A 26,311-nucleotide genomic window follows, 5' to 3' on the forward strand; every position below is an offset into this window, starting at 1 on the left:
ATGAAAGGTCTGAGCGTTTTGATCATGGCCCTCGTCCTCGGGGCGGGGTTGGTGGGAATTCTGGAGTCCAAGGCAACGGACGTCTTTCTCGAGGCGACCCGTCCGGACTTCGAGAAAATTCCCATCGGGGTGTTGGGCTTCAAGAACGGCAGCGGGCCCGAGTGGCTCGGCGGGCGGGTGGAGGAGGTGCTCAAGGCCGATCTTCGACGCTCGCTGGTGTTCACCTTGGTCGATTTGCCCAGCCTCGGCATCAAAGTGCGGGATGTCGGAAACGCCGAAAAGGCCGTCTTCAAGCAGGCGACGGACAACGGCGTCGCCGTCCTGGTGTGGGGGAGGGCGGGGCTCAAAGAAAATGGCAAAGAAGCCGACGTCGTCGTGGATGGCTATGTCTATGACGGCGGCAGCGACGAGGTCGTGGGAGGGAAGCGGTACGTCGGCTCGACCTCCGTCGTCAGGCTGATGGCGCACCGATTTGCGGACGAGCTGGTCTACCGCTATACGGGGGAGCCGGGCATCGCGAGGACAAAAATCGCGTTCGTCTCGGAAATCGGCAATGCGCGCGAGCTGTTCGTCATGGATTACGACGGATACGAGCCTCGGCAGATCACGGCCGACGGCTTTCTGAATCTGATGCCGCGATGGTCGCCCGATCGGCGGTTTCTGGTGTTCACGGCGTACCGGAGCCGAAATACCCAGGACATCGATCTGATCGAACTGGCCACGGGGAAACGGTGGACGCTCGTATCGCTGGGGGGATTGAACATTACGCCGGCGCTTTCTCCGGACGGCAATTATCTGGCGTTCACGACGAGCCAGGACGGCAATGCGGAAATTTACCGGCTCGACACCAGGACGAAAGTGCTGCAGCGGCTCACCGTCAATCCAGCCGGAGACCTCTCGCCGTCCTGGTCGCCTTCCGGACGGGAGATCGCCTTCACCTCCGATCGGGGCGGCGGGCCTCAAATCTACTTGATGAGCGCGGACGGGTCGAATGTCCGACGACTGACCTATGAAGGCGACTACAACGCCGCACCTGCCTGGTCTCCTCGAGGAAACTGGATCGCGCACGTCTGCCGGACTCCTCGAAGAGAATATAAGCTGTGTCTCATCAGTCCGGACGGGCAGAAGCGTGTCCAGATCACGACCGGCCCCGGTGTGGACGACTCGCCGGCGTGGTCTCCGGACGGCCGGCACTTGGTGTTCAGCTCGACGGCCGACGGGAAAAGCCATATCTATATGATCAATGCCGACGGAAAAGATTTGGAACGGTTGACGTACGGGGGGACCCATTACAGTTCGCCCGCATGGTCGCCGGCTCTTTAATCGAACTGCCGTGAGAAGCCTTGATGAGCGAGGTCGAGCGATCCATTAAACACAAGAGGAGAGCAACCCATGAATGCACGATCCTTAACAACCTGCCTTGTAGTCATAGTCGGGCTGATATTGATGACCGGGGCCGGTTGCTCCAAGAAATCCGTGCAGGCCGGCTCGGGTTCGAAGTCCTCGGAGGAGAGAATGGCAAAGTCCCGGAGCGGAGCCGGTGCGCCGGGCGAAAGCTTGAGCGAGGGATCTCTGGGCATGTCGGGAGGAGCCGGTGATTCCGGGCAAGGCGCAGGGGCGAGCTCCAGTTTCCCCGATCTGACCGTCGCGGGCCGCGGAACCGATGCGTCAAGCGCCGGGTCCGAAGGCGGAGGCCTCAGGGGCTTGGAGCCGGTCGGGCCAGGCAAAGGCGCCACTGAGGAGCGGGTCGGAGGCGGGACCATGATGGCGAAGGTCCAGCCTTCGGACAGCGCCTCCAGGCAGGTCGAGGAGATGCGCCGTGAGCAAGCCGCAGCCGCTGCGGCCGGGCTGCGGGACGTGTTCTTCGCATTCGACAGTTGGACGATCACGGAAGAGGGACGGATGGCCTTGGCCCATGATGCGGAATGGATCAAAGCGAACCCCGGTTCGCTGATCAAGATCGAAGGGCATTGCGATGAGCGCGGCACGTTGGCGTACAATTTGGTGTTGGGTGAGAAGCGCGCCAAGGCCGTACGGAATTATCTGGTCGAGCTTGGCGTGAGCGCCAATCGGCTGGCGGTCGTGTCCTACGGAAAGGAGCGGCCGTTCTGCAAGGAGCATACGGAGTCTTGTTACCAGCAGAACCGGCGAGGCCACCTCGTGCTTCGAACAAAGTGACGTCGCAGAGCGACGAGGTGACCGAAGATTCGATGCGCGGCAACGACGGAGCTCCGATGAGTAAACCGAAGGCAAGCAAGGTCAGTCCGTACGGTTATGGTCTTCCGATCTTCGGCTTGTTGGGGGGCCTGGTCCTGTCCGGTTGCCTGGCCCAGCAGGCGGATTTGAGACAAACCAACAGGGAGCTGCAGAAAAGTCATCAGGAGTTGCAGCTCAAGATCCAGAAGGCCAAAGAGGAAATCGATCGGATGGTGGGAGAAACACGTGCGCGCCTGGCTGAAGAGATCAGGAGCGTGAAGGAGGAGCAATTGCCCAGCCTCCGAGGAGACATCCAGGTGACGGCGCACCAGGCCATGCAGTTGGTCAGGTCTCAGGAAGACAAGCTGGTCAGGCTGGAGCAATTTGTGCACAAGCAGGAACATGAGCAGAAGGCCAAACTGGCTTCTTTGGAGAGCAAGTTCGAGAAAGACCTGCGCGATCACACCGCGGCCCTGAAACAGGAGTTGGGATCGGAATCTGCCAGGACGTCGGCCCGTCTGGATGAAGTGGCGGCCCGTCTGGACGCCGTGCACAAGACGGTCAGCGCGCTGACCAAGGCGATCGACGCGCGGCTTGATGAGCATCAAAAGTCGATCGCCGCCGCCGACGCCAGGTCCGCCGCGTTGGCCCAGCAACTGGACGCGCAAAGCAAGACGTCGAACGAGCAGGCGGCGAAGTTCACTCATGCGCTGAGCGACTTTAAGCAGGGCTTGATCAAGTTGGGCGAGGAAATGAAGCAGCAGGAGCAAGCCGTCAAACAACTGTCGGCTTCTTTTGAGCAGCAGACCGCTGCGCTTTCAAAGCGAACCGACGCCCTGGCCGCCAAAGTCGAAGCGGACACCAAGGCCGCGACCAATCACATCAACGAGGTGAACCGGGTCATGACCGGCCATCTCAACGAGGTCAACAGGAGCGTCTCGTCCGTGGCCAAGGCTCTTGAGACCGCGGGCGAGAAGTTCGCCGCGCGTTTGGACGAACAGGATCGCCGCCTGGACGATATCTCCAGAGCGGTAGGAGAGGTTGCGCAGGTTCGCTCCCAGCCCGGTCCGCCGCAGCGACAACCGAGCCAACGGCCGGCTCAACGCTCGACGCTCAACCAAATGGTCGAGCAACCCAAGGCCGCCGCTGAAGAGCCGGGAGCGGCGGCTTCGCAGTCAGCGCAGGGGGATGCCGCCGGTTCTGTCGAAGCGGCCTCCAGGGCCGAATCCGACGCCGCGGACATCAATCCGCGCGAAGTGTACGAACGCGTGCTCAACAAGTTCAAGGCGGGCGACTTGGAAGGAGCCCGCCAGGGGTTCGCCGCCTTTCTGGCCGAGTATCCCAATTCGGAGCTTGCGCCGAACGCGCGGTTCTGGCTGGGGGAGACCTATTACGGCAAGAAGGACTTCAAGCGAGCGATCGAGGCGTACGATCATGTACAATTGGATTATCCGAACAGTGAAAAGGTGCCGGCCGCGCTCCTCAAAAAAGGCTATGCCTACCTGGCCCTGAAGGATCGGAAGCGCGCGTCTACGACCTTGAGACAGGTCATCGAGCTGTACCCTCGGACACCAGAAGCCGGAAAGGCGCTCGACAAACTCAACCAGCTGAAGGATTCGCGTTAATCCGAAAGGCGCCCCGCATGTCCCGTCGCGCGAAGATGTTCTCCGGATTGCTGGCAGCGTCGTTGGCGGCCTCCGGTTGCGCCAAGCACGCGGATTTCGTCGACCTGCGGGAAGAGCTGCGCACCGTTGCCAAAACGCAGGAGCAGGAGCTGAAGCGGCAGGAAGCGATGCAACGGCGGCTGGAGTCTTTGGAAAAGGGCAGAGACGCCGACGGGTTGAAACAGCGGCTCGAAGACGTCGCCGCCCGACTCCAGAAACTGGAAGGTCGCTTGGCCAAGTTGGAAGAGGGGCAGATCAGTCAGGCGGCCGCTTCGAAAGCGGATGCCGCGATGGCGGAATCCTCCCGTCAGTCCAAGCCGGCGAAATCGCCGGCAGTGCCGGATCTCTCTCCGGCGCTGCCCGGCATGCCGGCGATCACGCCGACCTCGGCCTTCAATCTGGCGTATAACGATTACCTGAACGGCCGGTATGAGTTGGCCGTGACGGGATTCCAGCGGTTCATCAAAGATTTTCCCGCCACTTCGCTGACCCCCAACGCGTATTACTGGCTCGGGGAATCGTACTACAACATGAAAGACTACGTGCGGGCGATCCAATCGTTCGAGCACGTCGTGAACGAATATCCCGGGAACGAGAAAGTGCCGTCGGCTTTGTTCAAGTTGGGGTTGTCGGCCGCCGAGACCGGCGATATCGCCAAATCCCGGAAGTTCCTGAAGCGGGTGATCGAAGAGTTCTCTTCCTCCGACGAAGCGAAGCTGGCCAAGGCCAAGTTGGCCGAGATCCGATGACCGCAGGCCTGCCGCGACAGTTTCCGTTCGCCTGTTTTGTCCCTTCCACCTCTCCTGGAGCGTGATCGATGAGTCCCGACGGCGGCGTCGGAAAAATCCGCGTGCTGCCTGTCGAGGTCGTCGGCCGCATCGCGGCCGGTGAGGTCATCGAGCGTCCGGCGGCCGTCGTCAAAGAGTTGCTCGACAACAGTCTGGATGCCGGAAGTTCCACGATTACGGTCGAGGTGAGAGATGGAGGATTGGGGCTGATCCGCGTGACCGACGACGGCGAGGGGATGAGCCGCGTGGATGCGCCCCTGGCGTTTGAGCGGCATGCCACGAGCAAGCTGCGCTCGGATCGAGACCTCTGGTCCGTGCGCACGATGGGATTTCGCGGTGAAGCCCTGCCCAGCATCGCCGCCGTCTCGAAAGTCCGGCTGCTGACGAGCAGTCGGGACGAGCCGGTTGGCACGCAGGTGTCCGTCGTCGGGGGCTCGGTGACCGGCGTCGAAGACGTCGCTGCGGCGCGGGGCACACGCGTCGAGGTCACCGATCTGTTCTTCAACACGCCGGCACGGAAGAAGTTTCTCAGGTCATCGACCACCGAGTTCGCCCGCATCAGCCAGACGGTTCAGCAAGCCGGCCTGGCCTGGCCCTCCGTCCATTTCCGTCTCCTCCACAACGGCCGCGAAGTGCTCAATCTCCCGGCCGTCTCTTCCGTGCGCGATCGGGTCCTGCAGATCCACCGCGCCCTCTTTCTCGACCGGGCGGTCGAAGTGAGCGGACAACGGCCCGGCCTCAGCATCGGAGGCTTCGCGATTCAGCCGGTCCACGCGCGCGCGTCCAGGACGCCGCAGGATCTGTTCGTCAATCGTCGGCCGGTCCGCAACGCGGCGGTCTTCCACGCGATCACCGAGGGCTATGCGTCTTTTCTCGCGAAAGGCCGTTATCCGGTGTTCGTTCTGTTTTTGGACGTGGATGCGAATCGGGTGGATGTCAATGTCCATCCGACCAAGCGGGAGATCCGTTTCGTCGATCAGGAGACCGTGCACCAAGCCGTCCGCCAGGCCGTACGCGAAGCCTTGGGCGCCACGCTGCGTTCCGTTCAGGTTGCGGGTGTCCGGTTCGACGGCAGAAGCGGCGGCGTCCATGCATCGAGGGAATCGACCGCCTCAAGTCCGGCCCAGGCCGCGTTGGGCCCGCCGGACGTCCGGTCCGGTCAACGGCCGGGTACGGCTGTAGCGATCGAACAGTCGATGGTAAAGGAAGCCTTAGGTGGAGAGACCCTTCAGACATCATTTGTTCATGAACCGGACCGATCCTACGAGACGGCGGGAGGACTTGAAGTCCTCCCGCTCGGGCAGGTCAATCGGACCTTTCTCGTGGCGCAGGTGGGGTCGGAACTCCAGGTGGTCGATCAGCATACGGCCCACGAGCGGGTCTTGTTTGAACGGCTCTGGCGGGCCTGGCAGAGCCGAGCCGTTCAGTCGCAGCCGCTGCTGCTCCCGGAGCCGATCGAAGTGCCGTCCGACAAGGCGATTTTGTTGGAACAGCGCCTGAGCGAATTCGAGCAACTGGGGTTGGCGATCGAGCCCTTCGGCTCGGGAACGTTCATCGTCCGGGCGGCTCCTGCGCTCTTAGGGCGCCTCGATGCGGCGTCGCTGATTCAGGATTTGATCGACGATCTGTCTGAATGGGAATCGCTGTCGTCGCTGGAGGCGAAGATGCGCCCCGTGATCGCGTCCTTGGCTTGCCATGGAGCGGTTCGAGCGGGGCGAGCGATGGCCCTGCCGGAAATGAAGCAGTTGATCGAGGACTGGGTCCGAGAAGGTCTCATCATGACCTGCCCGCATGGTCGCCGCGTCGCCTTGCGCCTGCCGGCCGAGGAGCTGTCGAAGATATTCGGTCGGGCATGAGCGCGTCGAAGGTATGTCCCCTGTTTCAACCATGAGCCGGACCGAGGAATTCGTCAGATTCAAGCCGGTCGTGGTCGTGGTCGGCCCGACCGCCGTCGGCAAAAGCCGGGTCGCCGTCGGATTGGCCAAGCGCCTGCAGACCGAAGTCCTGGCGGCGGATTCCAGACAGGTCTATCGGGGAATGGATATCGGAACGGACAAGCCGACTCTGGAAGAGCGGGACGGCGTGCCGCACCGTCTGATCGACTTGGTCGATCCCGATGAGGCGTTCAATGCAGGGATATACCGGCGAACGGCCTTGCCGGAAATCGACCGGCTGCATCGCGAAGGCCGTCTGCCGCTGGTGGTGGGGGGGACAGGGCTCTATGTCCGCACTCTGATTCGCGGGCTGTGCGAGGGGCCGGAGGCCGACCCGACTTTCCGCGCCAAGCTTGAGGAGGAAGCGCGACGAACAGGGGCGGAGGCCCTGCATCGTGAGCTGACCCGTGTCGATCCGGAGTCGGCCGCCCGGCTGCATCCGCATGACCAAGTCAAAGTCATGCGGGCGTTGGAGGTCTATCATCTGCTGGGACGACCGCTCTCCTCGATGCATCAACGCCACGTATTCGGCGAGTCGCCGTTTTCAGCGCTTCTGATCGGCCTCATGAGGGAGCGGAAAGCCTTGTACCGCCGGATCGAAGAGCGGGTGGATTCGCAGTTGGCCCGCGGGTTGGTCGACGAAGTTCGGGGTCTGCTGGCGAGAGGCTGCGATCGACGGTTGGGCTCGATGAAGGGGCTTGGCTATCGGCAGATTGCCGCCTATCTCGCCGGGGACTGCGAGTACACGGAAGCCGTTCGGTTGTTGAAGCGGGACACGAGGCGGTTTGCCAAGCGGCAACTCACCTGGTTCCGGAAGGAACCCGGGATCCTCTGGTTGTCGCTCGCGGAGGACGAATCGGTGGAACGGATCACCGACAAGGTTCTGGCGATGATCGAAGGGTTCCTCGCGGGGTTGGGTCGGGAAGCGCAGGGGAACAAACAAAGCGGCCGCATGGCTGCAGCGGGAGTCACGGCGGGATGAAGACGGCGACAAACAAGGCCCGGGCGACGGTGGGAATTATCGGAGGGAGCGGTCTCTATGAAATGGACGGCCTGAGCCAGGTTCGCAAAGCCAGCGTGCGGACTCCGTTCGGGCGGCCGTCGGATGCCGTCGTGCTCGGAACGCTGGACGGGGTGCGGGTGGCCTTCCTCTCCCGCCACGGGCGCGGTCATCGCTTCAACCCCGGCGAAATCAACTATCGTGCCAACATCTATGCGCTGAAGTCGCTCGGCGTGCACCGTGTCATTTCGATCAGCGCAGTCGGGAGCATGAAGGAGACGATCAAGCCGGGCGAGGTCGTCCTGCCCGATCAATTCATCGACCTGACCAAACGGCGCATGTCCACCTTCTTCGAAGGAGGAGTCGTCGCCCACGTCGCCTTCGGCGATCCTGTGTGCCGGTCGTTGGCCCGGTCCTTGTCCAAAGCGGCGCATGAAGCCGGCGCCGCCGTTCATGAGGGCGGCACGTATCTCTGCATAGAGGGCCCGCAGTTTTCATCCCGTGCGGAGTCCCTGCTGTACCGCAAGTGGGGCGTGGACGTGATCGGCATGACCAACATGCCGGAAGCCAAGCTGGCGCGGGAAGCCGAGCTGTGCTACGCGACGGTCGCTCTCGTGACGGACTATGATTGCTGGCACGAGACCGAAGAGGCGGTCACGGTTGAAGCTATTCTCGCGACCTTGCGCAACAACGTCGCGCTGGCGAAACGCCTGCTGCGGAAGGCGCTAGAGTCGACCGGGATCGAGCAGACCGGTTGCGCGTGCGGACAGGCGCTGAGAGACGCCCTCGTGACGGATCCGCGGACGATCCCCACAGAGACACGGAAGCGTCTGGACCTCTTGATCGGCCGGTATCTGAACGTGACGCGTGAGGCGTGAAGCGGACTGCGGAAAACAGGTCGTGGAAACGAGGGTGAAGATAAAATGGGCAAATTGCTAGTTGTCGGGTCGGTGGCGCTCGATACGGTCAGAACGCCGTTCGGCGAAGCGGCCGAGGTGCTGGGAGGGTCGGCAACCTACTTTGCCACCGCCGCGAGTTACTTCACCAGCGTCGATCTGATCGCCGTCGTCGGGGAGGACTTCCCGGAACACCATATGAAGTTTCTCAAAAGCCGCGGAATCGACCTGGCGGGTCTGGAGCGGCGGCCGGGGGCGACCTTTCGGTGGAAAGGCGAATATACCCATCAGCTCAACGAGGCCCACACGTTGGACACGCGGCTGAATGTCTTCGAGTCCTTCCGGCCGAAGATCCCCCCGCACTATCGAACGCCCGACGTGCTGTTCCTCGGCAATATCGATCCGGAGCTTCAGTTGGATGTGCTGCGGCAGGTGAAGCGACCATCGCTGGTCGCCTGCGACACCATGAATTTCTGGATCACGGGCAAGCGCGAGGCGCTGTGGCGGGTTCTCGAGCACGTCGACATGCTGATCATCAACGACGCCGAGGCCAGGGCACTCGGCGATCATCCCAATCTGGTTCGGGTGGCCAAAACCATTTTGGCGAGAGGGCCGAAGCATCTGATCGTCAAGCGCGGAGAATACGGGGTCCTGATGTTCAACGAGAAGCAGGTGTTCGGAGCGCCGGCGTTTCCTTTGGAAGAAGTCCGTGATCCGACCGGAGCGGGCGACACGTTCGCGGGCGGGTTCCTGGGATTCCTGGCGGCGACGGGGAATCGGTCTCCCGAGGCGATCCGCCAAGCGGTCGTCTTCGGTAGCGTGATGGCCTCCTTTACCGTGGAAGCCTTTAGTCTTGACCGGTTGCGCGTCCTGGATTACAAAGAGATCCAAGATCGATTCCGTGAGTTTAAGCGATTGACGCATTTCGAGGATTTGCCGTGACGGTCGGAGTCGACAGATATCCCGCATCCCGGAGGCATGACCGTCGCGCCCTGCTCCTCTGGCTGCTGGCGTTGGCGGCGATTCAAACCTCGGCGCTCACCGGATGTGCGACGGAAGAGAAGATCAAGAAGTCCAACGGATACTATCAGGAAGGCGTAGCCAGCCTGAGCGTCGATCGCCAAAAAGCGTTCGTGTCGTTCCAGAAAGCGATTCAACTGAATCCCGACAACAAGGAAGCCCATTACGGCCTCGGCCATATTTACGCCTTGCAGGGCAAGTTCAGGGAGGCGGAAGAGGCGTTCCGTGAGGCGATCCGTCTCGACGCCGACTATTCGGAAGCCCATACGTATCTCGGGCAGGTGCTGGCTCAGCAGGATCGGTGGAGCGAAGCGATCAAGTCGTATAAACAGGCGTTGAGCAATCCGCTCTACGCCACGCCCGATCTGGCGCGATTCCACCTGGGCCGCGCCTTGGCGCACGAAGGCGATATGCAGGCGGCCGTGGAGGCGTTCGAAGATGCGTTGCTGGTCGATCCTCCGAGCGTGCCGCCGGCCATGCTGCATCTGGAGTTGGGGCGCGCTTACTACAAATTGGGCTACGACAACAAGGCGCGCGAAGTGTTGGCGAAAGTCTCGACCTTCGACAAAGGAGGCGAGTATACCGCCGCCGCCGATCGACTCCTGGAGCGGCTGAAACGATAGGACATCGCGTGGAATCGGTCGGCGAATTTTTCAAGCAAGTGCGGGAGACCAAAGGTCTGACGATCGACGAAGTCGCGTCCAAGACCCGCATCCGCTCCGACTTTGTCAAGGCGCTGGAAGAGGGCAACTTCGCCAAGCTGCCCGATCAGGTGTTTGCGAGAGGATTCGTCCGATCCTATGCCCGTTCACTGGGGCTGGACGAGGAGGACGCGATTCACCGGTTCGTCCAGTCGGCCGGCGCCTTCTATGAAAAACAGGATGAACGGGAGCGGTTGCGGATCCGGCAGGCGGAAGAAGAGCGGCGCCGGAAAGCGAACCGCAAAGCAATCAGTATCGCGGTCGGCGTCGCCGTGTTGGCCCTGGTCCTGCTCCTGAGTCGCGAACAATCCTCGGTGATCCAGCGTTCCGTTCCGGAGCCCTCCTCTGCTGTGTCGAAAAAATTGACACTTCCGCCGAAGGAGACGCGCGAGACCGTTCAGAGGCAGGCTCAGGAGCATGCCGAGCCGAGCGGCCTATCCGCGGTCGGCGAAGGATCGACGGGCAGGGCGGAAAGCCGGCCGTCAGAGGCAGTATCCCAGTCGTCGACCGCGTCGGTGGCTGAGCCGGAACCGGCGAGCACCTCGTCGCCGGGTTCGGAGGGTCCATTGGCCGGGTTGGCGCTCGACGGACCGGGCTCGGGAGACGAGCCGTTGATCTTGGATCTTGAAGCAACGGAGTTAAGCTGGGTAGTGGTACAAATCGACGGCGGCAGCCCGCAAGAAGCGCTCCTGAGGCCAGGCGAAAAAGCCCGCTGGAAGGCGCAAGACCAATTCACGCTCACGTTGGGGAACGCCGGCGGCGTGCGGGCTGAACTGAACGGGAAACCGCAGAAACCCTTCGGCCCTAGCGGCAAGGTCGCACGGGATATCGTGCTGAAACGCTGAGCCGGTTTCCTGACTCCTGCCATCCTCCTCCGCCGCGATCCAATAAAACCCCTTTGCCGGTGGGGCGGACGTGAAAGCTGAGGCGCAAAGGCGCCTCGTGCGCCCGGTCTCGGGTGCCGCTTAGGCGCGTCTCTCCGCTAACCGGTCGGCAGAATGCGCGTCTTTGCACGTTGTCGCGTGGCACGGTCCTTGTGATGAGAACGGCTTGGGAAGTCGGACGGTTCCGCCCGGGGAGTTGGAAGCGGAGGCGGGAAAAGCCGGCCACGACGCGTGGTCTTGCGCGGCAGCGCAATTCTTGACAAAGCGCGCGGCTCGTTGCTATAGTGCCGCCGCTTCAGCGGCTTGGATGATCGCTGTCGGCTCATCCGCTTCATTTATTATTTACTCAGGGCACAATATCAACCACGGAGTGGTTCTTCTACAAAAAGGAGGAGTCGTGATGGGGTATCTGTCGAGGTCTCTTGGTATCTTGACCGCATTCATGTTCGTGACGGCCACGGTGGCTGTCGCCGAGGAACGCGATCCGCTCAAACCCCGGGTCCCGCCGGATCAGATCGCTGAGGCCAAGGCGCTGAAGAACCCGATCCCGAAAACGCCGGAAAACCTGGCCAAGGGCAAGGCCTTGTTTGAGGGGAAGGGCACCTGCTTCAACTGCCACGGCAAGGAAGGGAAAGGTGATGGGCCCGCCGGGCAGATCCTGAACCCCAGCCCGCGCAACTTCACGAACTGCAAGTTCCACAAGAAGCGGAAGGATGGAGAGCTGTTCTGGGTGATTAAGAACGGCAGCCCGGGCACGGGCATGGTTTCCTTGATCCCTGCCGCCATTACGGAGGAAGAAGCCTGGACGATCATCAATTACGAGCGGAGCTTCTGCAAAGAAGGCAGCTGATAAAGCGGTTTTGACGACTGCACAAAAGGCGGCGGGACCCGAGTCCCGCCGCCTTTTGTATTTGGTTCAAAACTCGGGCGGCCTTGTCAAACGTCCCTCGACCTACCGAACCTCCGAGAGCGTCCCCCCAGGCCCGGGTTGGGTCAGGATCACGCCCGCGACCGCATCCGTCGGTCGCAGGGCCGGCACGATAAGCGGACGTTGCTCCAGGCTGAAGCCCGATTTGGCGGCGGCCGGCACCTTCTGGTCCAAAAAATCGATCAGTTCGCCCAGCGTCACCGCTCCGTCACGGTTGGCATCGGCGTCGCCTTCCAAGCCGCGGAGCAGATAGTGCGTGAACAATCCATGCCGGAGCTTGTCAGACTCCAACCCTTTGCCGAATCCGTTGAGACCGATGAGGTGAATCACCCCGTTGTTCGCGGCGTCCCAGCGCGGAGGCTTGCTTTTCGTGCGGGCGTCTCCGCCGAGCCTGGCCACGCCTCCGTCGAAGATAAAGAGCGTCTGTTTGGGGTGGAGTTTCGCCAGCGCCGCTTCCAGCTCCTTCAGCGGATAGAGTCGCGAGGGCGAGGCGCTGCCGCCGTCGTAGGGAACGAGAAAGGTCTCGCCCGTCGACGCGACGAAGGCCTGTCCGGCGAAATAGACGATCACGAGGGATTCGCCATGCACGCGCGTGGGCAACCAGTCGAGCAGCGCTTCCTCGATGTCCGGCCGCAGGGCCTTCACATCCTGCAGGACCCGTACGTTGGCGGCGGGAACGCCGCCCAGCGACCGGAACGAGGCGGCAACGTGCTCGGCGTCCCGCGCCGCGTATTTGCGTCCCGGGATCTGTTGATCGCGATAAAGACTGAGTCCGATCGCGACGACGTAGGTGTCGAGACGGCGGAGGGCGGTCGGAACGGTCGGAGCCGCATCGGCTGCCTCCGGTCTCGAGTCCCTTGAACGGATGGATGCGGTGAGGGTCTGAACCGGCGCGATGGGAGCCCCCGACGGGTCCAACAGGGTTACCTGCAATTCGCCGCGCTGCGGCTGGATCGACGGCGGGAGCGTGGCGACGAATTCGATAGAGCGGGAGTCCCCCGGCTGAAGCGTGCCGACCGGCAGTGTCGTGGCCGGAAATTGCGACACCACCGCCGGTGTGCCCGCAATCGAAGCGGAGACACCGTGGACGGCCTGTCCGCCGCCGTTTGCCAGGTCGATACGAACCCGAAGGCGTTCGCCTCCCTCCAGAAGAAGATCGCCGTTCTCGTCCACCAACGTCGCTTTGAACGAGACGGCGGAGATCGACGATCTCGTCGGGGCGGGCCCCGACGGTGGAACCGCCTGGGCCTGAGCCGCCGGCGCGGGAGGCGCAGGCGAGACCGTCCGGCTGCCGGACTCATACTGGGCTCGGGCAGCCCGAACGAACTGGGTCGACAGCGCGACCGCCGCCTCGTAGATGAACTCGTCCATATTGCCGTAGTTGCACCGACGCTGCGTCGGTTCAAGGATCAGTCGCTGCTTGTGCTGGACGGAGAGCGCTTGTTGGTTCACCACCGTTCCCGAGGCGTCTTTGAATGTCGCAACGGCTTCCAAGACCAGTTCGGCGGGCACTCGGTCGTAAATATTGTCCGTGAGCAGCTTGAGCCCCGACCGTTGCAAGTCGATGTGTATTTCATAGGTCGGCGAAGTCGGCTGAGGGTTCGCCCCGGAGGCCGAGACCGACTGGAAGTTTTGCGCGGCCGCGTCGAGCAATACCGACTCCAGTTCGGCGCCGAGAGGGATTTCGTAAGGACTGTTGCAGGCGTCGATATACTGCGCCCTCGCGTTGGTCAGCGACGGGTCGAACGTCAGCTTCACGGAGACGGGAAGGCGAGGACCCATGTCCGGCAGCGGCGTGCGCCGAACCAAGCCGGTGAGTTTGTCACAGGCCGTCAGCTCCAGTGCGAGGAGACCCAAAACCACGACGGTGCAGGTCCGCACGGCGATCCGGTTCGCCGACAACCGAACGTCGGTTGAACGAACACTTCCACGACCGAGCATCGACACCCCATCGGCAACGGGAAGGAGCAAGAAGTCCACACCGTACAGAAACCGCCGGACGATTGCAACACGCCCCTCATGATTGTGCCTTGCCAGTGGAGGAGAGCTCGTTTATCCTTACGCCGCCGGTGGAGGCTGGGCAGCGTTCTCGTCGACCTCCGGAGATCGTCTGATGCTGGTCCTGGGTCTGTCGAACATGCGGGATGCGGCCGCCGCGCTCGTCCGGGATGGACGGATTGTGGCGGCGGCCGAAGAGGAGCGGTTCGTCCGCGTCAAACACGTGACCGCCTTACCCCTGCAGGCGATTCGCTATTGCCTGCGCGAAGCCGGGGTGCGGCTCGACGAGGTGGACGCGATCGCCGTTCCGTGGAAGTACTGGGTGCTGGGACGCCGAGCGGCGCTGGCGCTCGGGTCGATGCTGCGGTCTCCGCAGCTCTTCCGGGTGAAGGGCCGGCGGAGCCTCGAACGGCTCAGCCGGGAGTGGGCGGAGCTGGTGTTCCTGAAGCGCCGGCTGAGCCGGCACCTCGGCGGCGTCGACCGCCGTCCGGTGTTTTTGGATCACCATCTCTGTCATGCCGCGAGCGCTTTCCTGGTGTCGCCCTTCGAGCGGGCGGCGATCTTGGTGGTCGACGGGGCGTCCGAATCGCATACCGTGATGCTGGCGGCGGGGGAAGGACAGGACATCCGCGTGCTGAAACGGATCGCGTTGCCGCATTCCCTCGGACAATTCTATGCCGCCGTCACGTCGTTTCTGGGGTTTCGTCCGGACTACGATGAGTACATCGTGATGGGGCTCGCCGCCTACGGGGAGCCCACATTCGCGCCCCTGCTCCGCGCCCACATATTGCCTCTGCGGCCGGACGGCGAATTTCGGCTGAACACCGGATTGCTGGACTTTCACCTGGCGCGGGTGCGGATCTTTTCGCCCGAGTTGATCCGCTTGCTGGGGCCGAATCGGCGCCCCGGTGAAGAGATCACCCAGCGCCACCGCGACATCGCCGCCAGCGCGCAATTGGTGTTGGAAGACACGTTGCTGCACCTGGCTCGCTCGCTGTACGCGGGCACTCGCGCCCAATCGCTCTGTCTGGCCGGAGGCGTCGCCTACAACTGCGTAGCGAACAGCCGGCTGCTCCGGGAAACGGATTTCCGGCGGATCTATGTCCAGCCGGCGGCGGGGGACTCGGGTGCGGCCTTGGGCGCCGCGCTCCGGTGGACGTCCCGTTGCGGCGGGATGCCCGACCGGGACGTGATGCGGTCGGCGTATCTGGGGCCCGCATTCGACGAACAGGAGTGCCGGCGCGCGCTCGATCGGGCCGGCTTGATCGCCGCCGCGCTGCCGGAGGGCGAGCTGTGTGAACGCACCGCGGCGGAACTGGCACGAGGCCGCCTCGTCTTCTGGTTCCAGGGCCGAATGGAGTGGGGCCCGCGCGCGCTGGGCAACCGCAGCCTCTTGGCGGATCCGCGGCGCGAAGACATGCGCGAACTGATCAACGCCAAGGTGAAGTTGCGGGAATGGTTTCGCCCGTTTGCGCCGTCGGTCTTGGAAGAGCGCGCCGGAGACTATTTCGATCCACCGTCGCCGTCGCCCTTCATGCTCCTCACCGCACGGGTGTTGCCGGCCGCCAAGGGTCTCATCCCCGCGGTCACCCACGTGGACGGAACCGCCCGGGTGCACACCGTCGATCGCGAGTCCAATCCGCGCTTCCGGAAATTGCTGGAAGCCTTCGAACGTCGGACCGGGGTGCCGGTCCTGCTCAACACCTCCTTTAACGTGAACGAGCCGATCGTGTGCACACCGGACGACGCGATCCGTTGTTTCCTCCGCACGGGCGTCGACTGGCTGGTGTTGGACAATCTGCTGGTCGGGCGACCGGAGGCCGTCACGCGGTAACCGTTGAACGTGATGGTTTGTGCGCGGACGTACTCTCCGTGGCGATTCGCGATTTACGTGAAACGAAGAACCCGGCTTCGGGTTTTCCCGCCCTCGACGCGCTGCTGCTTTTCTTCATTCTGAACCTCGCGCTCCAACCCCTCGTCGAACCCGACTTCGGCTGGCACTTGCGGACGGGGCTCGATCTGATCCGTCAGGGATGGCGATTGCCGGCCACCGATCCCTATTCCCACACCATGCCCGATTGGCCTTGGGTGGAGCACGCGTGGCTCACGGACGGGCTCATCGCCGCCATCTTTCAGGGTCCGGGTCCGGTCGGCCCGTTGGGGGTCATCCTGTTGTTCTCGGCGGTGACGATCGGCGCATGCTGGACGGCTGTGGGAGCGGCGGAGACCGGGCGGACGCAAAAACTCGTCGCCGTCGCCGTCGTCCTCTGGGTGGCCTTGCCGTTCCTGGGCGCCAGGACGCAACTGGTGACCCTCCTGGGGATGGCGCTCGCGCTCCGAACCGTTCACCATGCCCGCTTCGCCGGACGAGGCCGCTGGTGGGTGCTGCCGCCGTTGTTTCTGCTCTGGGCCAATCTCCATGGCGGGTTTACGGCCGGGCTGTTCCTGCTGGGATTGATCCTGAGCGCCTCCGCGATCATGCGATGGATCGTCTCCCGCCGGCCATGGCTGGAGGATCGTCTCGATGAACCGGTCATGCCCGGGCGCGAGATCGGTCGGTTCGCCGTTGCCCTGGCCGCATCGGCATTGGTGACGCTTATCAATCCCTACGGCTGGCGACTGTATGCGGAAATCTATGCGTCGCTGAACGACCGCTTCATGATTGACGTGTTACACGAGTGGCAGCCAGTCTCCCTCCAGAGCCGCGCCGGGCTTGTCTACGTCGCCTATGTGCTCGGACTCGGCTTGACCGGCTTCTGCTGCTATCGCCGGGTCGAACCGGTTCGCTGGACCGTCCTCCTCGTCTTTCTCGTCCTCTCCTTGCAACATTGGCGGAATGTGCCGCTCTTTCTCATCGTCAGCCTGCCGTGGTGCGCGGAACAAGTGGCCACGGTGACTGAACGAGCGACGCGATTCCTACCGGCGCGGGTCTCCCGGACCAAGGCCTGGCTGTTGGCCGCGACGGTCGTCATGGGCCTCCTGATGGGGCTGGCCGGGCCGGACCATCTCCGACGGGTGGCGCTCTCGGGACTCGATCCCGGCGAGTTCTTCCGCCAGACCGACTACCCCATCGAGGCGGTGCAGTGGGTGCAAACGCATCGCGATCAGGTGGGGACCAGGCTGTACAACGACTACGGCTATGGAGGGTTCCTGCTCTGGTGGCTCCCGGAAGAGAAGATTTTTATCGACGGCCGCATGCCAGCCTGGCGGATCGGCGATCGGTGGATTTTTTATGACTACGTCGCGTTGACGAACTGGGACCCTCCGGCGCTGGGCGTGCTCGACAAGTACGGGGTCGACTGGGCGCTCGTTCGCCGCGGGAGCCCGCTGGACCAAGCCCTTCGGCGCGAAGCCGGTTGGCACCCGGTGTACGAAGACGCCAAGGCCGTCATTTACGTGAGAAAGTGAGGGAATTTAAGAAGGCGGGGAGCCGGGATGGCTCAGCACGACGTCGGCGGCGTGCGGCAACGACCCGGCGGGGGCATACCGTCCCTGCGCGTCGCTGCGTCGGATGGCGAAGAGGTCGCGCACCATGCGAAGGCCGTCGCGGACGACCTGGACTTTCGAACCCGGCTGATCAGCCCAGTTGACCGGAACCTCCGCGATGCGATAGCCGCGGCGTTGGGCGACGTAGAGCAGTTCGAGGTCGAAGCCATACCCGTTGATGCTGGCGACCGAAAACAGGTCCTGGGCGACGGACCTCCGAAACAACTTGAACCCGCACTGGGTGTCGGCGATGCCGACGATGCCCGCGCGCCGGACCAGCATGTTGAAGAGCGCCCCCAACACGCTGCGATGCCATCGCGCGCGAACCGTGTAACGCGGATCGCGGGAGGCGAGCGTGCGGGAACCGATGGCCAGATCGGCCCCGTCGATCACGGCCTGTTCCAACCGCTGAAGCTCTTCGATCGGGGTCGCGCCGTCCGCATCGGTGAACAGGAGCAGCCGGCCTCTGGCCTCCAGCATGCCCTTGCGCACGGCCGCGCCCTTCCCTTGATTCGCCGGCAACCGGATCAGTCGGACCGCCTGGCACTCGGCGCCGAAACGTTCGACCACGGCCGCGGTGCCATCCCGACTGCCGTCGTCCACCACAAGAACCTCGTAAGGCGCGCCATGCCGGTCGAGGTAGCGCACAAGACGGTGAAGGGAGGGGAAAATGCGCGCCGCTTCGTTGTAGGCCGGAACAATGACCGAAAGATCCGGGAGGAACGAAGGATGTCGCACAGGCATCGGACGCTCCGAGGGTCGCCACCCTGCCGCTTCTCCACCGTAGATGGTCGAGGGCGGTTGAGCCGCCACACCCTAGCCGAGTCCGAAGTCGATTGCAAGGTCCGGAGGGGCTTGACAGATCCGTCGAACGGGAGCGAACGTATGTGTATGCTAAAGAGAAGTCCCGAGGCAGGCTGAACGACGGGAGGGGGGAATTATGCGGATCCAAGTCAAAACCGTCTGTCTTGCGTTAGGGCTGCTCTCACTGGCCGCCTGTGCGTCCGCGGTTCCTCCGAGCCGGATGGCCGATTATCTTGGCCCGCAGGCGATCACGGAACCGCCGGTCTCGCTTCTGCCCGCGGAGCGACCCATTCACGCCGGGCTGGTCGTGATCGCCGATGCGTCGGCCCCGGATGCAGCCCCGTCTCCGCCGGACGAAGCGGTGAACCGGCTGGCTCAGACCCTGAAGGAACAGATCAGTCAACATCTTCCGATCGCCATCGACAAGATTCTCCCCGCCGATGACCTCAAACCCACAGGAGACATCGCCTCGTTCCGCGAGTTGGGCAAGCGGTACGGCGTGGACTATTTGGCCGTCGCGGTGCTCTCCAGTACCGAGCAAGAATATCCGATCTACGTGTTTCTCGGATGGACGACGCATATGCAACCGGGGTTCCGGCGCGATAACTGGTCGTTGATCGAAGTCGCGTTGATCGACGTCAACGCCGGCCGGTCTTTGCTGCATGCGGAGGGGCGCGCGTGGGCGACGCTCGACAGTCCGTCGGCTCCCGGAATCAACCAATGGTATCCCGTGGTGTATCTCCGACCGCAGGATCCCGAGCGACGCTTCTGGCCGCCGACCTTCGAAGGTGCGCCGAACACTCTGCGCGTCGTATCCATGAACCAGGCCGCAAAACGTCTCATCTTGAGTCTCCAGGATGCCTGGCTCCACAAGCGACGGACAGAAATGAATCCGGCCCAGGGATAACCACGGGGCATGACCTTTGGAGCCATTTGACAGGACGAACAGACTCAACGGCGAGCAGCGAATAGCCGATAGCGAATAGCTCGGAACTCTTTCCTGTTTGCTACGGCTACCCGCTATTTTCTAAAAAAGGACGATCCCTTCTCGGCGAGGCTTTTTCTCGCCCAGAAGGGACTTTTAGTCTTTGAAGGCGGTTCGGTGAATGGTGTACAATCACCTTTCGCAGAACGCAAGAAACCGGATCAGTGAGGTTTAAGGGGACAAGAGCGATCGCATTCCGTGGCCCCGTGCTCGGACCAGGTGAGTCGAGGAAATCATCATCATGAAGCATATCAGCAATGCGGAGGAATCCGTTATGGGACATCGAGATCAACGAGCTCTCGCTGTGGGCTCAGCTTTTTTCATGGGCTTGGTAGCTGTGGCTGGGATCGCCTTTCAGCACGTCACCACGGCTGACGCGGCAGGTGTGCCGCCGGCGTTTGCTCAAGGGTTCTCGGAAATCGTGAAGCGGGTGACTCCGGCGGTGGTCAACATCGCCGTGACCGGCGGCGGGGAGGGGCGCCGCGAAGGCCGACGCCCGTTGCCGCCCGGTCCGTTCGGAGGACCCCCGGGAGAAGAGCCTCCGGGAGCCGAGCCGCCCGGCCCTCCGCCGTTTCCTCCCGGTCCCCGTCATCCGGACCAGAGCGCAGGCTCCGGTGTCATTTTGGACCCGAACGGCTACATCGTGACCAACAATCATGTGGTCGAGAACGCTTCCCAGATCACGGTGACCTTGAGCGACCGGCGGGAATTCACGGCGAAAGTCGTCGGGTCCGATCCCAAGACCGATCTGGCGGTGATCAAGATCGACGCGAAGGATCTCCCTTACCTGAAGTGGGCGGACTACGAGAAATTGCAGGTCGGCGACATCGTCCTGGCGATAGGCAGCCCGTTCGGGCTGAGCTCGAGCGTCACGCTGGGCATTATCAGCGCGCTCGGTCGCGGCAATGTCGGGATCGCGGATTATGAGGACTTCATCCAGACCGATGCGGCGATCAATCCCGGCAACTCGGGCGGCGCGCTGGTGAACATGAATGGCGAGTTGATCGGCATCAACACCGCGATCTTCTCGCGGACGGGCGGATCGGAGGGCATTGGGTTCGCCATTCCCAGCAGCATCGCCGTCGATATCGTCGACAGCCTGGTGAAGACCGGCAAAGTCGTGCGTGGGTGGATGGGGGTGGCCATTCAGGAGATCACGCCGGCGTTGGCCAAGTCGTTCAAGATTCCGGATCAGCGGAAGGGCGTGCTGATCAGCGACGTGAACGAAAACGGACCGTCCGCCGCGGCGGGGATCAAGCGCGGAGACGTGGTCATTGCGTTCAACGGCAAAGAAGTGCAGAGCGTGAGCCAACTGCGCAACATGGTCGCGCGCACGGTCGTGGGGAAAGATGCGGAGGTCAAGATTCTTCGCGACGGCAAGGAACAGACGATCAAGGTCAAGGTCGCCGAGCGGCCGTCCGACGAGGTGCTGGCTCGGAGAGAACCCCCTCCGCCTCCAACCGAAACCGTGAAACCGCCGGACAACGTGTTGGCCGCCATCCGGGTCCAGCCGCTCGATCCGGCGATGATGAGCCAGTTGAACCTGCCGGCCAAAACGACGGGCGTCGTGATCAACCAGGTCGAAGCCGGAAGTCCGGCCGAAGCGGCCGGCCTGCAGCGGGGAGACGTCATTCAGGAGATCAACCATGAGGTCATCAAGAGCATGGAGGATTACCAGAAGGCGTCGGCCAAGATTAAGAAAGAGGAAATGGTCGTGCTGCTGCTCAGCCGGCAGGGGAACAACCTGTTCGTGGCGGTAAATCCGAAGTAATCAGCGAACAGCCGACGGCCGTCAGCGGCAGGGTTCCTGAGCTGATGGCTGATAGCTGGTAGCTGAGGGCTGTGGAGTATGGCTGACGGCCTGAAAAAGTTCGAAAAGTGGCTGCACGACTCTGTCTTCAAGCCGCTCGAAGACAAGAAGATGCCGGTCATGGAGCACCTGGTCGAGCTCCAGGTCCGGCTGACCCGGGCGGTTATCGCCACGGGAATCGTCTTCGTCGTCACGTTCTTCTATGCCGACACCCTCGTGCAGTGGCTGCGGGTCCCGCTCCAGAACATGTTCGTGCCGGGGTCCCTGACCTGGGTCCCGACCGATCTTCCGACCGTGCCCTTTGTGTTCCTCGCTCCCGCCGAAGCACTGTGGCAGAACGTCAAGGTCGCCGGTCTCTTCGCGGTCGTCCTGGCCACGCCCTATATTCTCTGGGAAATCTGGCAGTTCGTCGTGCCGGGGTTGCATGTCCATGAGCGACGATTCGTCGGGCCGTTCGTGCTGCTCAGTACCGCCGCGTTCTACGCCGGCGTGCTGTTCTCTTTTTTCTTTGTCCTGCCGTTCGCGCTGAACTTTCTGATTTCCTACGGCGTCAATGCGGGGTTCATTCCGCAACTCTCGATCGCGCAGTATGTGGGATTCGCCCTGTGGTTCCTGATGGTCTTCGGGGTGATTTTCGAAGTCCCGTTGGCCATCACGCTGATGGCGAAGCTGGGCTGGGTCGATGCGCCGTTTCTTAAACGCTACCGAAAATGGGCCTTCCTGGGAGCGTTTCTCGTTGCGGCGATCCTGACGCCGACGCCCGATCCGTTCAATCAGTGCATCATGGCGCTGCCGATGTATTTCTTCTATGAAGTCGGCATCGTGAGCGCGGGCGTGTTCGGCAAGAAGCGTCCGGCTCAGGAGGCGCAGACCGTCACGAGCGTAGCGACGACTGGAACGAAACCGGTCGCGCCGATGCCGAAACCGGCGATGGCGGCGGAGGGCGAATATGTGGGGGTGCCCACGGCAGGGCACCGACGCTGACGGCAAGGTTCCATGTTGAAGGTGGCCCTGCTCGTCATCAGCAGCAAGGTTGTGTCCGGACAGGAAACCGATACGGGGCGGGAGGAACTGGAGCGGATGGTCAGGGAGTTGCCGGGGACGGTCGCCGTTTATGCCTGCGTACCGGACGACCGGACGGCTATCCGCGAGCAACTGCTCAAGCTCTGCGACAGCGGAGAGCCGGACGTCGTTCTGACGATCGGCGGAACCGGAGTCCGCCAGGACGATTGGGCGCCGGAAGCGACGCGAGACGTGATCGAAAAGGAAATTCCCGGCATCGGCGAGGCGATGCGAATGGAAAGCCTGAAAAAAATGCGGACGGCTATGCTGTCGCGTGGCACGGCCGGCATCAGGGGCTCGACGTTGATCGTCAATTTGCCGGGCAGTCCAAGGGGAGCCAAGGAAAACCTCGCCGTCATTTTGCCGATCCTGGACCACACGGTGGAGAAAATCGGGAAACGTCATGCGTAATGCGTCTTGCCTGCAGCATGCCCTGCGCATCACGTGTCACGCATTACGAGGAGAAGAAACATGCCGCGCGAACTGAACGTGATCCAGCCTCGAGGGTCGGACAACGGCGACGCCTGCACCTATATGTGGGCCTGCGCCATCTGCGATGAGAATGAGACCTGTCAAAAGGACAAGGAAGGGCACAGCCGGTGGCTCGTCGCGAAGCGGATGGAGCGGATCGAATACAAGGTGCTCGTGATGAGCAACAAAGGCGGGGTGGGCAAGAGCACGGTTACCACCAACCTCGCCGTCAGCCTGGCGCTCAAAGGCTGGCATGTCGGTATTTGCGACATGGATATTCACGGCCCGAACATTCCCAAAATGCTCGGAGCCGAAGGACAGAAACTGAAGATCAGCACGTCCGGTGGCATCATCCCTTACCAGACCTACAATCTGAAAATCGCCTCCATGTCCTTCCTGCTCCAGAACTCTGATGATCCGATCATCTGGCGGGACGCCTACAAGTACGAATTCATCAACCAACTCCTCGGCGGGGTGGAATGGCAGGACCTCAATTTCCTGCTGATCGACCTGCCACCCGGGACCGGCAACGAGTCGGTGACGACGATCGACCTGCTCGGCGCCGTGAGCGGCGCCGTCATCGTGACCACGCCGCAGGAGGTGGCGCTGCTGGATTCACGCAAGTCCGTCACGTTCTGCAAAGACAGCGAAGTGCCGATCATCGGGATCGTGGAAAATATGAGCGGGCTTGACTGCCCGCATTGCCACAAGCACATCGAAGTCTTTCGCAAGGGCGGCGGCGAGGCCTCGGCGCACGACATGGGCGTGCCGTTTCTGGGGCGGATTCCGCTCGATCCCGACGTCGTCACCCAGTGCGACGCGGGCGAGCCGTTCGCGATGTTCTACTCGGACACGCCGACGGCGGAGGCGTATCACGAGATCGCGAACAAGGTCGAGGCGTTCTGCAAGAAGAGCGGTTCGCTGGTGAAAGTCGCGCCGCGGCGAAGCTGATTGCGAACAGCAAACACCCAACAGCTAACAGCCAAAGGCCAACCGTATGCAAATGCCAGAACGAAACTTTGTGCTGCGAGCTATTCGCTATTCGCTGTTGGCTCGATGGAGTTGCAATGCAAGGCCTGACACCGTTACATGAAGCGCAAAAGGTGGTGCTCGAGGCGACCGCGCCGCTCGGCTTGGAGAAGGTCCCCATCCTGGACGCGCTGGGCCGTGTGCTCGGCGAGGACATCATCGCGGAGCGTGACAATCCGCCGTGGGACAATTCGGCGATGGACGGCTTCGCGGTACGATGGGAAGATATCAAGCAGGAGCATGCCATCGCTAAACCGGTCACGCTGAAAGTGATCGAGGACGTACCGGCGGGCAAGACGCCGACTCAGACCGTCGGGCCCGGGCAGGCGATCCGCATCATGACGGGTGCACCGATCCCGAAGGGAGCCGACACGGTCATCAAGGTCGAGGATACCGAGCATACACCGGACTCGGTGAAGGTCTTCAAGCCCGAAGTGCGCGGAGCCAACATCCGTCCACAGGGCGAGGACGTCAAGAAAGGCGACTGCATCATCGCCAAGGGCACGCAAATCCGGCCCGCCGAAGCGGGCATGCTCGCGATCCTCGCCAAGTCTTTCGTGCTCGTGTGTCAGCGGCCGCGCGTGGCGATTCTCTCCACGGGCGATGAGCTGGCCGATCTCGACGAGCGGTTCAGCGAGGACAAGATCATCAACTCGAACAGCTACGGCATCGCGGCGGCGGTGCAGGAGGCCGGCGGCATTCCGATCCTGCTCGGCATCGCGAAGGATCAGCCGGCGGCCTTGAAAGAGAAGATTTCGCACGGGCTGAACGCCGAAATCCTGGTGCTGTCCGGCGGCGTGTCGATGGGCGACTACGATTTCACCAAGGCCGTGTTCAAAGACCTGGGCGCGGAGATGAATTTCTGGAAGCTGGCGATCCGGCCCGGCCAGCCGCTGGCCTTCGGGAAAATCCAGGGCAAACTGGCCTTCGGCCTGCCGGGCAATCCGGTCTCGTCGATGGTGACCTTCGAACAGCTAGTGCGGCCCGCGATATTGAAAATGGGCGGCCACCGCAGCTACGGCCGGCCGGTCGTGCAGGCCGTCTTTCAGGAAAAGTTCTCCAAGAAACCGGACCGGCGCCATTTTCTGCGCGGCATCCTGACCCGTGAAGACGGCGTCTTCAAGGTGCGGACGACCGGCGACCAAGGTTCCGGCATCCTCACCTCGATGGTGAAAGCGAATTGCTTGATCGATGTGCCGGTGGAAGTCGAGCGGCTCAATCCCGGCGACACCGTCTCGGTGCAACTCTTGAGCGGCCAGATGTGGCTGCGGGAAGGCGAGACGCCGGCGGCGGCCGGCGGCCGGCAGTCATGTTGCTGACCGCGTAATCCAGGCGAGGCCGAATGTCCATCCCGATTCTCTGCTTTGTGGGCCGGTCGAACAGCGGCAAGACCACCTTGATTGAACGGGTCATTCCCGAATTGGTCCGCGCCGGCTATCGGGTTGCGACCGTCAAACACGCCGGTCACGGTTTCGATCTGGACACGGAGGGCAAGGACAGTTGGCGGCACAAACGGGCCGGCGCGAGCGCCGTGATCGTGCTGTCCAAAGGCAGCCTCGCGATGTTTGCGGACGTCTCCGACCAGATCAAGGTCGAGGAGATCCGCGACCGTTTTCTCGACCACGCCATCGACCTTGTCATTGCCGAAGGGTGGAAGAGCGAGGGCTATCCGAAGATCGTCGTGGTGCGGGATCAACTGGGCGAGGTCCCGGTATCGCCCGAAGGGCTGCTGGCGGTGGTGTCGAACAAACCGGTGGATCCGCCGGCGCCGATTCCCGTGTTCGATCCCGACGACGTCGCCGGCGTCGCCGCGCTCATCGTTCGGCACTTCCCCAAACGCGAGTCGCATGAGACCTAAGTCCCGGGCCATTGTGATCATGGCGATCGTCGCCGGCGCAGTGGCCTTGGGCGGAGTGGCGATCCCGCTAACCAATCATCCAAAGTTCTGCGCGAGCTGCCACAACATCAAGCCCTCCTACGAGAGTTGGGTCCAGTCGTCCCATAAAGACGTCACCTGTGTGGATTGTCATGTGCGCCCTGGAGTCGAGGGTTGGCTGCTGGACAAAGCCTGGGCGGGGACCAAGGATGTCGCCATTTATCTGTTCGGGACGCCGACCGATCCCCATAATCTTCAGGCCAAGGTCGATTCCGGTGTCTGCATCGGGTGCCACCGGCATATCTTGCGTGTGTCCGAAGTCGCGCCGCGCGATCTTCCGCCGCCGGTGAAGGATGTGGGACTCGTGATGAGCCACCGAAGGCACATGGAGGCCTTCGCCAAACGGGGCTTGGGGGAAGGCTGCACCACCTGCCATTCCGGGGTCGTGCATGACAAGCCGATCAAAGGCTATCCCATCGTGATCCCCCGCGGGCACGTCAAAGCCGACAGCCAGCCCTGGTATCCCGATCACCCCGAGGGGTCTTATCTCCGCACGCGGGCGCTCGCAGATTGCTTCCGCTGTCACGACGGGAAGACCCCCTACGAAGGCAAAATCCTCAGCCAAAGGTGCGAGACCTGCCATATTCCGGAGAAGGTCGGAGAACTGCTGTTTAATTGATCGTCCCGGCTGGAAGCCCAGGCGAGGAGCCTTCGGCTTTCAGCATTGACCGAACAATTCCGAAAGCCGACTGGTGGTAGCCGACGGCCGATACGCTCAT

The 26,311-nt window shown here is 62.6% G+C and carries 23 protein-coding genes; 21 read left to right on the top strand and 2 right to left on the bottom strand.

Annotation, left to right across the window (positions count from 1 at the left end; translation table 11 throughout):
- The 11 genes from tolB (at position 1) to AB1555_16940 (ending at position 11,933) form a co-directional block, all read left to right on the top strand.
- Positions 1-1,323 (top strand): Tol-Pal system beta propeller repeat protein TolB, encoded by a 1,323-nt coding sequence (tolB, locus tag AB1555_16890; GenBank protein MEW6248365.1) that lies wholly within the window; start codon positions 1-3, stop codon positions 1,321-1,323.
- Positions 1,324-1,515: 192 nt separating this feature from the next.
- The gene (gene pal / locus AB1555_16895; GenBank protein MEW6248366.1) at positions 1,516-2,178 is read left to right on the top strand and encodes a peptidoglycan-associated lipoprotein Pal; all 663 of its coding nucleotides are present in this window, start codon (positions 1,516-1,518) and stop codon (positions 2,176-2,178) included.
- 56 nt (positions 2,179-2,234) lie between these two features.
- The gene (gene ybgF / locus AB1555_16900; GenBank protein MEW6248367.1) at positions 2,235-3,821 is read left to right on the top strand and encodes a tol-pal system protein YbgF; all 1,587 of its coding nucleotides are present in this window, start codon (positions 2,235-2,237) and stop codon (positions 3,819-3,821) included.
- A 17-nt stretch (positions 3,822-3,838) separates the two neighbouring features.
- The gene (gene ybgF, locus AB1555_16905) at positions 3,839-4,609 is read left to right on the top strand and encodes a tol-pal system protein YbgF (GenBank protein MEW6248368.1); all 771 of its coding nucleotides are present in this window, start codon (positions 3,839-3,841) and stop codon (positions 4,607-4,609) included.
- Positions 4,610-4,677: 68 nt separating this feature from the next.
- Positions 4,678-6,504, top strand: coding sequence for a DNA mismatch repair endonuclease MutL (mutL, locus tag AB1555_16910; GenBank protein ID MEW6248369.1), 1,827 nt, complete (start codon positions 4,678-4,680; stop codon positions 6,502-6,504).
- Between the two features lie 13 nt (positions 6,505-6,517).
- Positions 6,518-7,564, top strand: a complete 1,047-nt coding sequence (miaA, locus tag AB1555_16915; protein ID MEW6248370.1) for a tRNA (adenosine(37)-N6)-dimethylallyltransferase MiaA — start codon at positions 6,518-6,520, stop codon at positions 7,562-7,564.
- A complete protein-coding gene (mtnP, locus tag AB1555_16920) occupies positions 7,561-8,460 on the top strand; it encodes an S-methyl-5'-thioadenosine phosphorylase (protein ID MEW6248371.1) in 900 nt (299 codons plus the stop codon). The genes miaA and mtnP overlap by 4 nt, the downstream gene beginning before the upstream one ends.
- Before the next feature lie 45 nt (positions 8,461-8,505).
- A complete protein-coding gene (locus AB1555_16925) occupies positions 8,506-9,420 on the top strand; it encodes a PfkB family carbohydrate kinase (protein MEW6248372.1) in 915 nt (304 codons plus the stop codon).
- Positions 9,417-10,121, top strand: a complete 705-nt coding sequence (locus tag AB1555_16930; protein MEW6248373.1) for a tetratricopeptide repeat protein — start codon at positions 9,417-9,419, stop codon at positions 10,119-10,121. The genes AB1555_16925 and AB1555_16930 overlap by 4 nt, the downstream gene beginning before the upstream one ends.
- An 8-nt stretch (positions 10,122-10,129) precedes the next feature.
- The gene (locus tag AB1555_16935) at positions 10,130-11,044 is read left to right on the top strand and encodes a RodZ domain-containing protein (GenBank protein ID MEW6248374.1); all 915 of its coding nucleotides are present in this window, start codon (positions 10,130-10,132) and stop codon (positions 11,042-11,044) included.
- A 439-nt stretch (positions 11,045-11,483) separates the two neighbouring features.
- Entirely contained in the window at positions 11,484-11,933 is a 450-nt protein-coding gene (locus AB1555_16940; protein ID MEW6248375.1) for a cytochrome c, read from the top strand.
- Between the two features lie 102 nt (positions 11,934-12,035).
- On the opposite strand, the gene AB1555_16945 is transcribed toward AB1555_16940, so the two are convergent.
- Positions 12,036-13,982 (bottom strand): hypothetical protein, encoded by a 1,947-nt coding sequence (locus AB1555_16945; GenBank protein MEW6248376.1) that lies wholly within the window; start codon positions 13,980-13,982, stop codon positions 12,036-12,038.
- A 142-nt stretch (positions 13,983-14,124) separates the two neighbouring features.
- Here AB1555_16945 and AB1555_16950 point away from each other — a divergent pair, with 142 nt between their 5' ends.
- Both AB1555_16950 and AB1555_16955 read left to right on the top strand, forming a co-directional pair.
- On the top strand, positions 14,125-15,843 hold the full coding sequence (locus AB1555_16950) for a carbamoyltransferase C-terminal domain-containing protein (GenBank protein ID MEW6248377.1): 1,719 nt from the start codon (positions 14,125-14,127) through the stop codon (positions 15,841-15,843).
- 38 nt (positions 15,844-15,881) lie between these two features.
- Positions 15,882-17,417, top strand: a complete 1,536-nt coding sequence (locus tag AB1555_16955; protein ID MEW6248378.1) for a hypothetical protein — start codon at positions 15,882-15,884, stop codon at positions 17,415-17,417.
- 6 nt (positions 17,418-17,423) lie between these two features.
- Here AB1555_16955 and AB1555_16960 read toward each other — a convergent pair whose 3' ends face one another.
- On the bottom strand, positions 17,424-18,239 hold the full coding sequence (locus AB1555_16960) for a dolichyl-phosphate beta-glucosyltransferase (protein ID MEW6248379.1): 816 nt from the start codon (positions 18,237-18,239) through the stop codon (positions 17,424-17,426).
- Between the two features lie 196 nt (positions 18,240-18,435).
- Between AB1555_16960 and AB1555_16965 the strand changes: the two genes are divergently transcribed.
- The 8 genes from AB1555_16965 (at position 18,436) to AB1555_17000 (ending at position 26,211) form a co-directional block, all read left to right on the top strand.
- Positions 18,436-19,206 (top strand): hypothetical protein, encoded by a 771-nt coding sequence (locus AB1555_16965; protein ID MEW6248380.1) that lies wholly within the window; start codon positions 18,436-18,438, stop codon positions 19,204-19,206.
- Between the two features lie 382 nt (positions 19,207-19,588).
- On the top strand, positions 19,589-21,055 hold the full coding sequence (locus AB1555_16970) for a Do family serine endopeptidase (GenBank protein ID MEW6248381.1): 1,467 nt from the start codon (positions 19,589-19,591) through the stop codon (positions 21,053-21,055).
- Between the two features lie 78 nt (positions 21,056-21,133).
- The gene (gene tatC / locus AB1555_16975; GenBank protein ID MEW6248382.1) at positions 21,134-22,078 is read left to right on the top strand and encodes a twin-arginine translocase subunit TatC; all 945 of its coding nucleotides are present in this window, start codon (positions 21,134-21,136) and stop codon (positions 22,076-22,078) included.
- Between the two features lie 12 nt (positions 22,079-22,090).
- Positions 22,091-22,567, top strand: a complete 477-nt coding sequence (locus tag AB1555_16980) for a MogA/MoaB family molybdenum cofactor biosynthesis protein (protein ID MEW6248383.1) — start codon at positions 22,091-22,093, stop codon at positions 22,565-22,567.
- Between the two features lie 60 nt (positions 22,568-22,627).
- The gene (locus tag AB1555_16985) at positions 22,628-23,578 is read left to right on the top strand and encodes an Mrp/NBP35 family ATP-binding protein (GenBank protein MEW6248384.1); all 951 of its coding nucleotides are present in this window, start codon (positions 22,628-22,630) and stop codon (positions 23,576-23,578) included.
- 116 nt (positions 23,579-23,694) lie between these two features.
- Entirely contained in the window at positions 23,695-24,975 is a 1,281-nt protein-coding gene (gene glp, locus AB1555_16990; GenBank protein MEW6248385.1) for a gephyrin-like molybdotransferase Glp, read from the top strand.
- A 23-nt stretch (positions 24,976-24,998) separates the two neighbouring features.
- The gene (mobB, locus tag AB1555_16995; protein ID MEW6248386.1) at positions 24,999-25,514 is read left to right on the top strand and encodes a molybdopterin-guanine dinucleotide biosynthesis protein B; all 516 of its coding nucleotides are present in this window, start codon (positions 24,999-25,001) and stop codon (positions 25,512-25,514) included.
- Complete coding sequence (locus AB1555_17000) at positions 25,504-26,211, top strand: NapC/NirT family cytochrome c (GenBank protein ID MEW6248387.1); 708 nt, start codon at positions 25,504-25,506, stop codon at positions 26,209-26,211. The genes mobB and AB1555_17000 overlap by 11 nt, the downstream gene beginning before the upstream one ends.
- The last annotated feature ends 100 nt before the right edge of the window (positions 26,212-26,311 follow it).

It is taken from the genome of Nitrospirota bacterium (assembly GCA_040755395.1).
In the GTDB taxonomy this organism is placed as follows: domain Bacteria; phylum Nitrospirota; class Nitrospiria; order Nitrospirales; family Nitrospiraceae; genus DATLZU01.

Bases quoted from the DNA above. Each gene is read 5' to 3' on its own strand.
- AB1555_16940 (MEW6248375.1), top strand. From the start codon at position 11,484: ATGGGGTATCTGTCGAGGTCTCTTGGTATCTTGACCGCATTCATGTTC.
- ybgF (MEW6248367.1), top strand. From the start codon at position 2,235: ATGAGTAAACCGAAGGCAAGCAAGGTCAGTCCGTACGGTTATGGTCTT.
- ybgF (MEW6248368.1), top strand. From the start codon at position 3,839: ATGTCCCGTCGCGCGAAGATGTTCTCCGGATTGCTGGCAGCGTCGTTG.
- AB1555_16985 (MEW6248384.1), top strand. From the start codon at position 22,628: ATGCCGCGCGAACTGAACGTGATCCAGCCTCGAGGGTCGGACAACGGC.
- miaA (MEW6248370.1), top strand. From the start codon at position 6,518: ATGTCCCCTGTTTCAACCATGAGCCGGACCGAGGAATTCGTCAGATTC.
- tatC (MEW6248382.1), top strand. From the start codon at position 21,134: ATGGCTGACGGCCTGAAAAAGTTCGAAAAGTGGCTGCACGACTCTGTC.
- AB1555_16960 (MEW6248379.1), bottom strand. From the start codon at position 18,239: ATGCCTGTGCGACATCCTTCGTTCCTCCCGGATCTTTCGGTCATTGTT.
- mtnP (MEW6248371.1), top strand. From the start codon at position 7,561: ATGAAGACGGCGACAAACAAGGCCCGGGCGACGGTGGGAATTATCGGA.
- AB1555_16950 (MEW6248377.1), top strand. From the start codon at position 14,125: ATGCTGGTCCTGGGTCTGTCGAACATGCGGGATGCGGCCGCCGCGCTC.
- AB1555_16965 (MEW6248380.1), top strand. From the start codon at position 18,436: ATGCGGATCCAAGTCAAAACCGTCTGTCTTGCGTTAGGGCTGCTCTCA.
- tolB (MEW6248365.1), top strand. From the start codon at position 1: ATGAAAGGTCTGAGCGTTTTGATCATGGCCCTCGTCCTCGGGGCGGGG.
- pal (MEW6248366.1), top strand. From the start codon at position 1,516: ATGGCAAAGTCCCGGAGCGGAGCCGGTGCGCCGGGCGAAAGCTTGAGC.
- AB1555_16980 (MEW6248383.1), top strand. From the start codon at position 22,091: ATGTTGAAGGTGGCCCTGCTCGTCATCAGCAGCAAGGTTGTGTCCGGA.
- glp (MEW6248385.1), top strand. From the start codon at position 23,695: ATGCAAGGCCTGACACCGTTACATGAAGCGCAAAAGGTGGTGCTCGAG.
- AB1555_16925 (MEW6248372.1), top strand. From the start codon at position 8,506: ATGGGCAAATTGCTAGTTGTCGGGTCGGTGGCGCTCGATACGGTCAGA.
- mutL (MEW6248369.1), top strand. From the start codon at position 4,678: ATGAGTCCCGACGGCGGCGTCGGAAAAATCCGCGTGCTGCCTGTCGAG.
- AB1555_17000 (MEW6248387.1), top strand. From the start codon at position 25,504: ATGAGACCTAAGTCCCGGGCCATTGTGATCATGGCGATCGTCGCCGGC.
- mobB (MEW6248386.1), top strand. From the start codon at position 24,999: ATGTCCATCCCGATTCTCTGCTTTGTGGGCCGGTCGAACAGCGGCAAG.